Consider the following 11,393-nt stretch of genomic DNA (forward strand, 5'->3'; position numbering starts at 1 on the left):
TCTCTAAAAGATGACCATGCGGTTATTCAAGCGACCATCTGGTCAGGAATCTATCAGAAATTAGGTTTCGACCTGGAAGAAGGAATGAAGATCAATGTAATTGGGCGAGTTCAGGTTTATGAACCGAGCGGGAGCTACTCTATCATCATTGAGAAGGCTGAACCTGATGGAGTTGGTGCGCTTGCGATTCAGTTTGAACAACTCAAGAAAAAACTAACGGAAGAAGGTCTCTTTCAAGAACGGTTCAAGCAACCTCTGCCCCAGTTTGCTAAGAGAATCAGTGTGGTAACCAGTCGCAGTGGAGCTGTTATTCGAGATATCATCACGACTGTCAGCAGGCGCTTTCCAGGTGTTGATATCCTTCTCTATCCAACTAAGGTGCAAGGTGATGGAGCTGCGGAGGAAATTGCTCGAAATATTGCGCGTGCCAATCAACGTGAGGATTTGGATTTGCTTATCATTGGTCGTGGTGGGGGTTCTATCGAGGATCTCTGGGCCTTTAACGAAGAGATTGTGGTACGGGCTATTTTTGAATCCCGTTTGCCAATCATTTCCAGTGTTGGACATGAGACGGATGTGACCTTGGCAGACTTTGTAGCGGATCGTCGGGCGGCGACACCAACGGCTGCAGCTGAACTGGCAACACCTGTCACTAAGTTGGATCTCTTGACTCATTTGCAGAATCAAGAAAAACGATTGGCAACAGCGGTTCAGAATGTCCTGTCAAGGAAAAAAGAAGCTCTGAAAAAATGCAGTCAGTCAGTCATCTTTAGACAGCCAGAGCGCTTGTATGATGGTTATTTGCAACGCTTGGACCAACTGCAACTGCGCTTAAAACAAAGTTTGCGAACACGGATTTCTGACAATAAACAGCTAGTCCAAGCAAGGACGCATCAACTAGTCCAATTATCACCTGTTACCAAAATCCAGCGTTATCAAGACCGTCTAGGTCAGTTGGACAAGCTCCTCCGTAGCCAAATGGCGCTGGTTTATGATGCCAAGGTTGCTGAAGTGAAGCGACTTTCGGAAGCCTTGTTGATGTTGGATACCAGTCGAATCGTGGCGCGTGGTTATGCAATTGTCAAAAAAGAAGAGTCCGTTGTGGATTCGGTTGAGAGTTTAAAGAAGAAAGACCAAGTGACGCTTTTGATGCGAGACGGTCAGGTAGAATTAGAGGTTAAAGATGTCAAAACAAAAGAAATTTGAGGAAAATCTGGCAGAATTGGAGACCATTGTCCAAAGTTTAGAAAATGGTGAAATTGCTCTAGAAGATGCGATTGCGGCCTTTCAAAAGGGTATGGTCTTGTCAAAAGAACTCCAAGCAACCTTGGACAAGGCTGAAAAGACCTTGGTCAAGGTCATGCAAGAAGACGGAACAGAAAGTGATTTTGAATGAAGAAGCAAGAAAAATTAGCTCTTGTGGAGTCGGCTTTGGAAGACTTTTATGGAGACCAGCAGTTTGCTTCTAGTTTACGAGAGTCTGTTCTCTACTCCATTCATGCTGGTGGCAAGCGTATTCGTCCTTTTCTCTTGTTAGAAGTTCTGGAATCCCTGCAAGTAGTTATCCAACCTGCACATGCTCAAGTGGCAGCGGCCTTGGAAATGATTCACACAGGAAGCTTGATTCACGATGACCTTCCAGCTATGGATGACGACGATTACCGTCGGGGGCGCTTGACCAATCATAAAAAATTTGGCGAAGCGATGGCCATTTTGGCTGGAGATGCTTTGTTCCTAGATCCCTATGCCTTGATAGCGCAGGCAGATTTGCCAAGTCAGATCAAGGTGGACTTGATAGCCAACTTATCCCTTGCGTCAGGTAGTCTGGGCATGGTGGCTGGGCAGGTTCTGGACATGGAGGGTGAACACCAGCACTTGTCTTTGGAAGAACTCCAGACCATTCATGCTAATAAAACAGGTAAATTACTAGCCTATCCTTTCCAAGCAGCAGCTATCATAGCAGAATTAGCACCAGAGTTACAAGCAAAACTGAAAACTGTGGGTGAATTGATTGGCCTTGCCTTTCAAGTCAGGGATGATGTGTTAGATGTGACCGCTAGTTTTGAGGAAATCGGCAAAACACCACAAAAGGATTTGCAGGCAGAAAAGTCAACCTATCCATCCTTGTTGGGCTTGGAGGAGGCCGTTGCCTTTTGTAACCAAACCCTGGATCAAGCCACGGCTAAATTAGAAGAAATTTCCCAGCAAGTCAGCTTTGAAACAGAGCCGATTGTGAAAGTAGTAGAAAGTTTGAGAATCAATGGCTAAGGAAAGAGTGGATGTACTAGCTTATAAACAGGGTTTGTTTGAGACACGAGAACAAGCCAAGCGGGGGGTTATGGCAGGGCTTGTTGTGGCTGTTCTTAATGGAGAGCGTTTTGACAAGCCAGGAGAGAAAATCCCAGATGATACTGAGCTAAAACTCAAAGGTGAAAAACTCAAGTATGTCAGCCGTGGTGGCTTGAAACTGGAAAAGGCCTTGCAGGTCTTTGATTTGTCAGTGGATGGGGCGACCACGATTGATATTGGAGCTTCTACTGGAGGATTTACCGATGTTATGCTACAGAATGGAGCCGTACTTGTCTATGCGGTGGATGTTGGGACCAATCAGTTAGCCTGGAAATTGCGCCAAGATTCTCGGGTTGTCAGCATGGAGCAATTTAATTTCCGCTATGCAGAAAAGACTGACTTTGAGCAGGAACCAAGTTTTGCCAGTATTGATGTGAGTTTCATTTCCCTTAGTCTCATCTTACCAGCTCTACATCGAGTTTTGGCAGATCAAGGGCAGGTGGTAGCACTTGTCAAACCTCAGTTTGAGGCAGGCCGGGAGCAAATCGGGAAAAATGGAATTATTCGTGATGCCAAGGTTCACCAACATGTCCTTGAATCAGTCACTGCTATGGCGGTTGAGCAAGGCTTTTCTGTACTTGGATTAGACTATTCACCAATCCAAGGAGGACATGGAAACATCGAATTTCTGGCATATTTGAAAAAGGAAGATGGAGCAAGTAACCAAGTTGCCCCTGAAATAGAAAAAGTTGTAGAGAGAGCACATAGAGAATTTAAAGATGAATAAAAAAGAAAGACTTGAAAAAATTAGAAGATTTGTAACAGATTACCAAATCGGAACACAGGAAGAAATCGTTGTGCACTTAAAGGAAGCAGGTATCTCTGCCACTCAAGCTACTGTGTCAAGAGACATCAAAGAGCTTGGTATTGTTAAAATTCCTTTGAAAAACAACACTTATATCTATGAATTGCCAAAATCAATTGTGAAGAGTTTGCAGTTGGCTGAGAATAACATCGAAGGTTCTCAAGTAATGGGTAACATGCTTAACCTCAATGTTATTCCTGGAAACACAGTATTTGTGAAAGGTCAGTTGGTTGCAGCATTTTCTGATAAGATTTTTAGCTGTGTCGCGGATGATAATTCAATCTTGATTGTGGCAAAAACAGAGGAAGCAGCTAAGGAAATATCTGAACAAGTTAAAAAATGGTAGGTCGATATGTTACTTGAAATTTCGATTAAAAATTTTGCCATTATAGAGGCGATTTCGCTCAATTTTGAAAAAGGCATGACAGTCTTAACTGGTGAGACAGGTGCTGGTAAATCAATCATCATCGATGCCATGAACATGATGCTAGGAGCTAGAGCTGCTACTGATGTCATTCGTCATGGTGCTCCTAAGGCTGAGATTGAAGGGCTTTTCTCTGTTGAGAATAGTCGTTCTTTACAAGAACTCTTTGAGGAGCAAGGCTTGGAATCGGGGGATGAGATTATTATCCGTCGTGAAATTCTTCAAAATGGGCGAAGTGTAAGTCGCGTCAATGGACAGATGGTCAATCTTTCTGTCTTGCGTGCAATCGGCCAGCATCTTGTCGATATTCATGGTCAACACGACCAAGAAGAGTTAATGCGTCCACAACTTCATATCCAAATGTTGGATGAATTTGGTGATGCAGCATTTTTTGAGTTGAAACAAGCCTATCAGACAAGCTTTGACGCCTATCGCAAAATGCGTAAACAAGTTCTTGAAGTCAAGAAAAACCAACAGGAACACAAGGCTCGTATTGAGATGTTGGAATTTCAAATGGCAGAGATTGAGGCTGCAAACTTGCAGGCTGGTGAAGACTTGGCTCTCAACCAAGAACGAGATAAACTCCTCAATCATAAAAATATTGCGGATACGCTAACCAATGCCTACAGTATGTTGGACAATGAGGAATTCTCCAGCCTAGCAAATGTCCGTTCCGCTATGAATGACATGGAAAGTGTCGAAGAATACGATCCTGAATACCGTGAAATTTCAAGTTCTCTATCAGAGACCTACTATGTTCTAGAAGATATTACCAAGCGTTTGGAAGATATCATCGAAGACTTGGATTTTGATGGCAATCGCTTGATGCAGGTTGAAAATCGCTTAGATTTGCTCAACACGATCACACGTAAGTATGGTGGGACTGTAGATGAAGTCGTGCTTTACTTTGCTAAGATTACAGATGAGTACAATCTCTTGACAGGGAATAATCTTTCTTCCGAAGACATGGAAGTAGAGCTTAAGAAATTGGAAATCAATCTTGTTGCGTTGGCAAATCAGTTAGCTTCAGCCCGCCATGACTTGGCCCAGCAGCTAGAAGCAGAGATTAAACAAGAACTGCAAGATCTTTATATGGAGAAGGCTCAATTTCAAGTTCGCTTTAGCAAGGTCAAATTCAGCCGTGAAGGAAATGAAGCAGTTGAGTTTTACATTTCTACTAACCCAGGTGAGGACTTTAAACCCTTGGTCAAGGTGGCATCAGGTGGGGAATTGTCTCGTCTCATGCTAGCCATCAAGTCTGCTTTTTCTCGTAAGGAAGGTAAGACCAGTATTGTCTTTGATGAGGTGGATACGGGAGTTTCAGGTCGTGTTGCTCAAGCTATTGCTCAGAAGATTCACAAGATTGGTCAACATGGGCAAGTATTAGCTATTTCTCACCTTCCGCAAGTGATTGCTATCGCAGACTATCAGTTCTTTATCGAAAAGATTAGCGATGAGCATTCAACCGTTTCGACCGTTCGTCTCTTAACGGTTGAAGAGCGGGTAGAGGAAGTTGCCAAGATGTTGGCAGGGGAGAATGTAACCGAGGCTGCCCTTACCCAAGCGAGAGAACTATTGCAAACGAGGGAGAAATAAATGACAGACTATTATGTAATTGGAGATGTCCACGGAAAAGCAGGAATGTTGGAAGACCTTCTCAAAACATGGGATGGTCAGACACAGTTACTTTTTCTAGGTGATTTGATCGACCGTGGTGAGGATAGTCGACGCGTTTTAGAAATGGTCAAGGATTTAGTTGCTAACCACGGAGCTATCTGCCTATCAGGAAATCATGAGTATATGTTTTTAACTTGGCTAGATAACCCTGAGGAAAGCTATGACCACTATCGCAGAAATGGTGGTGATACGACGATTAACTCTATTTTAGGTCGCCCTTTGGATGCTCCTGTCAATGCAGTTGAAGATGCTAAGCGGGTTGAGACAGAAGCTGCTGACTTGGTTGCTTTTATCCGTCAAATGCCCTTTGTAGTAGAGACAGATAAGTATATCTTTGTTCATGCAGGTATTGATTTGACCTTGGATGACTGGCATGAAACGACAGATTACAAGAAAGTCTGGCTCAGAAAACCATTCCACGAAGCGGAAAATCATACTGGAAAAACCATTGTTTTTGGTCACACTCCAGTCTACAGTTTACTACATCAAGAACGTGGGACAGCTGAACTTTGGAAGACAGAAGACGGCAAGATTGGAATGGATGGAGGAGCGGTCTATGGTGGTGTCCTCCATGGTATCGTCTTTACTGACCAAGGCATGACCGAACACTATTTCATTGAAAATGACGGCTTTGTTGCTGAAGATTAGTACTCCTAGCAGGGTATGGTCTTGCGAATTTTTCTTAAACAATTTATACTAGATAAAGTACCCTGAAAGGAAGAGAATATGAATTTAGAAGAATTGAAAAAACGACAGGAGAAGATTCGGAATTTCTCCATTATTGCCCATATCGACCATGGGAAGTCAACCTTGGCTGACCGTATCTTGGAGAAGACTGAGACCGTCTCCAGTCGTGAAATGCAGGCTCAGCTGCTCGACAGTATGGACTTGGAGCGGGAGCGTGGGATTACCATCAAGCTCAATGCAATTGAGCTTAACTATACTGCAAAAGATGGCGAGACCTACATTTTCCACTTGATTGACACACCAGGGCACGTAGACTTTACTTACGAAGTTTCACGTTCGCTAGCTGCCTGTGAAGGAGCGATTTTGGTGGTTGATGCGGCCCAAGGGATTGAGGCGCAAACTCTTGCCAACGTTTATCTAGCATTGGACAATGATTTGGAAATTCTTCCTGTTATTAACAAGATTGACCTACCAGCAGCTGATCCTGAGCGCGTTCGTACAGAGATTGAGGATGTCATTGGACTGGATGCCAGTGAAGCTGTCTTAGCTTCAGCCAAAGCTGGTATTGGTATCGAAGAGATTCTTGAGCAAATCGTAGAGAAAGTGCCAGCCCCAACGGGTGATGTGACGGCACCACTCAAAGCCTTGATTTTCGACTCAGTTTATGATGCTTATCGTGGGGTTATCCTCCAAGTTCGTGTCATGGACGGAGTTGTTAAACCTGGCGATAAGATTCAGCTCATGAGCAATGGAAAGACCTTTGATGTGACTGAGGTCGGCATTTTCACACCGAAAGCAGTAGGGCGTGATTTCCTAGCCACAGGTGATGTTGGTTATATTGCGGCTTCTATCAAGACGGTTCAAGATACTCGTGTCGGAGATACAGTGACCCTGGCAAGTAATCCTGCAGTAGAACCGCTAGATGGGTACAAGCAAATGAACCCTATGGTCTTTGCGGGTCTTTATCCAATCGAGTCAAACAAGTACAATGACCTTCGTGAAGCCCTTGAGAAACTGCAGCTCAACGATGCTAGCTTGCAGTTTGAACCAGAAACATCTCAGGCCCTTGGATTTGGTTTCCGTTGTGGATTCCTTGGACTCCTCCATATGGATGTTATCCAAGAGCGTTTAGAGCGCGAGTTCAACATTGACCTCATTATGACAGCTCCTTCTGTTATCTACAAGGTTAACCAAACTGACGGTGAGTCTATGGATGTGTCAAATCCATCAGAATTTCCAGATCCAACCAAGATTGCGACCATTGAAGAACCGTATGTCAAGGCTCAGATTATGGTGCCGCAGGAGTTCGTTGGAGCGGTGATGGAACTGGCTCAGCGCAAGCGTGGGGACTTTGTGACTATGGATTATATTGATGACAATCGTGTCAATGTCATCTATCAAATTCCACTTGCTGAAATCGTATTTGACTTTTTTGATAAGCTAAAGTCTTCGACACGTGGTTATGCAAGCTTTGACTATGAATTGTCAGAGTATCGCCCATCTAAGCTGGTCAAAATGGACATTCTTCTCAATGGAGACAAAGTTGATGCCCTTAGCTTTATCGTTCACAAGGATTTTGCTTACGAACGTGGAAAACTCATCGTTGATAAGCTTAAGAAAATCATCCCTCGTCAACAGTTTGAGGTGCCAATTCAGGCAGCTATTGGACACAAAATTGTGGCTCGTACGGATATCAAGGCCCTTCGTAAAAACGTACTTGCCAAGTGTTACGGTGGTGACGTTTCGCGTAAACGTAAACTCCTTGAAAAACAAAAAGCTGGTAAGAAGCGTATGAAAGCCATTGGTTCTGTCGAAGTTCCACAAGAAGCTTTCCTAAGCGTCTTGAGCATGGACGAAGAATAGAAATAGAAAACTCTTGAATTTTTCTCAAGGGTTTTTTCTATTTTTGATAAAAGAAAGCTATCAAATGCGAAAGCTGAATAAATGTAAAAATCAGATTATCATGTCTTCTTTTTATGATTTTTACGAATAGACAGATGAGTAGCAAAAGAAATGGAGTTGTATATGAAAATCACAAACTATGAGATTTACAAATTGAGAAAAGCTGGCTTGACCAATCAACAGATTTTAACTGTCCTTGAATATGACGAGACTGTGGAGCAGGAACTTTTGTTAGGAGATATTGCTGAAATCTCTGGTTGCCGCAATCCTGCTGTCTTTATGGAACGCTATTTCCAGATTGATGATGTGCAGTTGGAGAAGGAGTTTCAAAAATTTCCATCCTTCTCGATTCTAGACGACTGTTATCCTTGGGATCTGAGTGAGATTTACGACCCTCCAGCTCTTTTGTTTTATAAAGGAAATCTGGATTTACTGAAGTTTCCAAAGGTTGCTCTTGTGGGGAGTCGTTCTTGTTCCAGCCAAGGTGCTAAGTCGGTCCAGAAAATTATCCAAGGTTTGGAAAACGAGTTAATCGTGGTCAGTGGCTTGGCCAAAGGAATCGATACCGCTGCCCATATGGCTGCGCTCCAGAATGGAGGGAGAACGATTGCTGTCATCGGAACTGGATTGGATGTTTTTTATCCACGTGCTAATAAACGCTTGCAGGACTACATTGGAAATCATCATCTAGTGCTAAGTGAGTACGGTCCAGGTGAAGAACCCTTGAAATTTCACTTTCCAGCTCGTAATCGCATCATTGCTGGCCTTTGCCGTGGTGTGATCGTTGCAGAGGCAAGGATGCGCTCTGGGAGTCTCATTACCTGTGAACGCGCCATGGAGGAAGGACGCGATGTCTTTGCTATTCCAGGGAACATTCTTGATGGTCATTCAGATGGTTGCCACCACTTGATCCAAGAAGGAGCAAAACTGGTCACAAGTGGTCAAGATGTGTTGGCAGAGTTTGAATTTTAAGGATAAATTGTTCATTCAGATAAACTTTTCTTCTATATATAGGAGTTAAGTCTTGACAGCTATAGAAAAATGGTTTACACTTTATAAAGTTTATTACTTTGAAAAGGTGTGATAGTGTGGCTACGGCAACAAAGAAGAAAAAATCAACAGTTAAAAAAAATCTAGTCATTGTGGAGTCGCCTGCCAAGGCGAAAACGATTGAGAAGTATCTAGGACGAAATTACAAGGTTTTAGCCAGTGTCGGGCATATCCGTGATTTGAAGAAATCCAGTATGTCAGTCGACATTGAAAATAACTATGAACCGCAGTATATCAATATCCGTGGAAAAGGTCCTCTCATTAATGACTTGAAAAAAGAAGCTAAAAAGGCCAATAAAGTCTTTCTTGCGAGTGACCCGGACCGTGAAGGAGAAGCGATTTCCTGGCATTTGGCTCATATCCTTGATTTGGATGAGAATGATGCCAATCGTGTGGTCTTTAATGAAATCACTAAGGACGCAGTGAAAAATGCTTTTAAAGAACCTCGCAAGATTGATATGGACTTGGTCGATGCCCAACAAGCTCGTCGTGTCTTGGACCGCTTGGTAGGCTATTCAATTTCGCCTATTTTGTGGAAAAAGGTCAAGAAAGGCTTATCAGCAGGGCGCGTGCAGTCTGTTGCCCTTAAGCTCATCATTGACCGTGAAAATGAAATCAATGCCTTCCAACCGGAAGAATACTGGACAATTGATGGTGTCTTTAAGAAGGGAACCAAACAATTTCAGGCTTCTTTCTATGGTATGAATGGCAAAAAAATGAAATTGACCACCAATGAAGAGGTCAAAGAAGTTTTGTCCCATCTATCGAGCAAGGATTTTACAGTGGATCAGGTAGATAAGAAGGAGCGCAAACGCAATGCGCCCCTACCTTATACGACCTCAACCATGCAGATGGATGCTGCCAACAAAATCAATTTCCGTACTCGAAAGACTATGATGGTGGCCCAACAGCTTTATGAAGGGATTAATATCGGTACAGGCGTGCAAGGTTTGATTACCTATATGCGTACAGATTCGACTCGTATTAGTCCAGTAGCTCAGAACGAAGCTGCAAGCTACATTAACGATCGTTTTGGTAGCAAGTATTCCAAGCATGGTAGCAAGGTCAAGAATGCCTCAGGTGCTCAAGATGCCCACGAAGCCATTCGTCCATCTAGCGTCTTTAATACACCAGAAAGCATCGCTAAGTACTTGGACAAAGACCAGCTTAAGCTTTACACCCTTATCTGGAATCGTTTTGTGGCAAGCCAGATGACAGCTGCTATCTTTGATACCATGGCTGTTAAGCTTTCTCAAAATGGGGTTCAGTTTGCGGCAAATGGAAGTCAAGTTAAGTTTGATGGGTATCTTGCTATCTACAATGACTCTGACAAAAATAAGATGTTGCCAGATATGGCAGTTGGAGATGCGGTAAAGCAGGTCAATAGCAAGCCAGAACAACATTTCACCCAACCGCCTGCTCGCTATTCGGAAGCGACTCTTATCAAGACCTTGGAAGAAAATGGTGTTGGTCGTCCTTCAACTTATGCTCCGACCATTGAAACCATCCAGAAACGCTATTATGTTCGTCTGGCAGCCAAACGCTTTGAACCAACAGAATTAGGAGAAATTGTTAACAAGCTCATCGTTGAATATTTCCCAGACATCGTAAATGTGACCTTTACAGCTGAAATGGAAGGAAAACTGGATGATGTCGAAGTTGGAAAAGAACAGTGGCAACGTGTTATTGACGAATTTTACAAACCATTCTCCAAAGATGTAGCCAAGGCTGAAGCTGAAATGGAAAAAATTCAGATCAAGGATGAGCCAGCTGGATTTGACTGTGAGGTTTGTGGCAGTCCAATGGTGATTAAGCTAGGACGTTTTGGTAAATTCTATGCTTGTAGCAATTTCCCAGACTGCCGTCACACACAAGCGATTGTCAAAGAGATTGGAGTCGAGTGTCCAAGCTGTCATCAAGGACAAATCATTGAACGCAAAACCAAGCGCAATCGTATCTTCTATGGTTGCAATCGCTACCCAGAATGTGAATTTACCTCTTGGGATAAACCAGTTGGACGTGATTGTCCAAAATGCGGACACTTCCTTGTGGAGAAGAAAGTCCGTGGTGGTGGTAAACAGATTGTGTGTAGTAATGGCGACTACGAAGAAGAGAAAATTAAATAACACGAAGAGTCCTGAAAATAAATTTCAGGCTCTTTTTACTTGAAGCTTGACAAATTTCCTCACTTTGTGGGAAACTAGTAGAAGATTATTTCAATTAGGAGAAGACATGTGTATTATTTACCTAAGTATTGGTTTTATTTCTTTAGCCTTGGCTCTTGTTGGGGTTGTCTTGCCCCTCTTGCCAACAACGCCCTTCCTTTTGCTATCAATTGCTTGCTTTTCCAAGTCTTCAAAGAGATTTGAAGACTGGCTTTATCACACCAAGCTCTATCAGACTTATGTAGCTGACTTTCGCGAGACCAAGTCTATTGCGCGAGAACGCAAGAAAAAAATCATCGTATCCATCTATATCTTGATGGGGATTTCTATTTAT

At 43.1% G+C, this 11,393-nt stretch carries 11 protein-coding genes; all 11 read left to right on the forward strand.

Features of this window, described 5'->3' with window-relative positions; all coding sequences use genetic code 11:
• Positions 1-1,206: exodeoxyribonuclease VII large subunit (xseA, locus tag SORDD24_RS02090; RefSeq protein WP_061407015.1), on the forward strand; the 1,206-nt coding region annotated here is incomplete at its 5' end.
• The gene (locus SORDD24_RS02095; RefSeq protein ID WP_000043226.1) at positions 1,184-1,396 is read left to right on the forward strand and encodes an exodeoxyribonuclease VII small subunit; all 213 of its coding nucleotides are present in this window, start codon (positions 1,184-1,186) and stop codon (positions 1,394-1,396) included. The genes xseA and SORDD24_RS02095, both read left to right, overlap by 23 nt.
• Positions 1,393-2,268, forward strand: coding sequence for a polyprenyl synthetase family protein (locus SORDD24_RS02100; protein WP_061407017.1), 876 nt, complete (start codon positions 1,393-1,395; stop codon positions 2,266-2,268). The genes SORDD24_RS02095 and SORDD24_RS02100 overlap by 4 nt, the downstream gene beginning before the upstream one ends.
• Entirely contained in the window at positions 2,261-3,076 is an 816-nt protein-coding gene (locus SORDD24_RS02105; RefSeq protein WP_061407019.1) for a TlyA family RNA methyltransferase, read from the forward strand. Before SORDD24_RS02100 ends, SORDD24_RS02105 begins: the two co-directional genes overlap by 8 nt.
• A complete protein-coding gene (locus SORDD24_RS02110; RefSeq protein ID WP_061407021.1) occupies positions 3,069-3,500 on the forward strand; it encodes an arginine repressor in 432 nt (143 codons plus the stop codon). The genes SORDD24_RS02105 and SORDD24_RS02110 overlap by 8 nt, the downstream gene beginning before the upstream one ends.
• A gap of 6 nt (positions 3,501-3,506) precedes the next feature.
• The gene (gene recN, locus SORDD24_RS02115) at positions 3,507-5,174 is read left to right on the forward strand and encodes a DNA repair protein RecN (RefSeq protein WP_061407023.1); all 1,668 of its coding nucleotides are present in this window, start codon (positions 3,507-3,509) and stop codon (positions 5,172-5,174) included.
• Positions 5,175-5,903, forward strand: a complete 729-nt coding sequence (locus SORDD24_RS02120) for a metallophosphoesterase family protein (RefSeq protein WP_061407025.1) — start codon at positions 5,175-5,177, stop codon at positions 5,901-5,903.
• Between the two features lie 78 nt (positions 5,904-5,981).
• Complete coding sequence (gene lepA, locus SORDD24_RS02125; protein ID WP_061407027.1) at positions 5,982-7,805, forward strand: translation elongation factor 4; 1,824 nt, start codon at positions 5,982-5,984, stop codon at positions 7,803-7,805.
• Between the two features lie 162 nt (positions 7,806-7,967).
• Entirely contained in the window at positions 7,968-8,816 is an 849-nt protein-coding gene (gene dprA, locus SORDD24_RS02130) for a DNA-processing protein DprA (RefSeq protein WP_061407029.1), read from the forward strand.
• Positions 8,817-8,932: 116 nt separating this feature from the next.
• Positions 8,933-11,020: a type I DNA topoisomerase gene (gene topA, locus SORDD24_RS02135; protein ID WP_061407036.1), complete on the forward strand. Its 2,088-nt coding sequence runs from the start codon at positions 8,933-8,935 to the stop codon at positions 11,018-11,020.
• A gap of 106 nt (positions 11,021-11,126) precedes the next feature.
• Positions 11,127-11,393: YbaN family protein (locus SORDD24_RS02140; protein WP_231082656.1), on the forward strand; the 267-nt coding region annotated here is incomplete at its 3' end.

It is taken from the genome of Streptococcus oralis (assembly GCF_001579175.1).
Taxonomy (GTDB): Bacteria; Bacillota; Bacilli; order Lactobacillales; family Streptococcaceae; genus Streptococcus; species Streptococcus oralis_O.

Bases quoted from the DNA above. Each gene is read 5' to 3' on its own strand.
- SORDD24_RS02100 (WP_061407017.1), top strand. From the start codon at position 1,393: ATGAAGAAGCAAGAAAAATTAGCTCTTGTGGAGTCGGCTTTGGAAGAC.
- SORDD24_RS02105 (WP_061407019.1), top strand. From the start codon at position 2,261: ATGGCTAAGGAAAGAGTGGATGTACTAGCTTATAAACAGGGTTTGTTT.
- SORDD24_RS02110 (WP_061407021.1), top strand. From the start codon at position 3,069: ATGAATAAAAAAGAAAGACTTGAAAAAATTAGAAGATTTGTAACAGAT.
- recN (WP_061407023.1), top strand. From the start codon at position 3,507: ATGTTACTTGAAATTTCGATTAAAAATTTTGCCATTATAGAGGCGATT.
- lepA (WP_061407027.1), top strand. From the start codon at position 5,982: ATGAATTTAGAAGAATTGAAAAAACGACAGGAGAAGATTCGGAATTTC.
- SORDD24_RS02120 (WP_061407025.1), top strand. From the start codon at position 5,175: ATGACAGACTATTATGTAATTGGAGATGTCCACGGAAAAGCAGGAATG.
- SORDD24_RS02095 (WP_000043226.1), top strand. From the start codon at position 1,184: ATGTCAAAACAAAAGAAATTTGAGGAAAATCTGGCAGAATTGGAGACC.
- dprA (WP_061407029.1), top strand. From the start codon at position 7,968: ATGAAAATCACAAACTATGAGATTTACAAATTGAGAAAAGCTGGCTTG.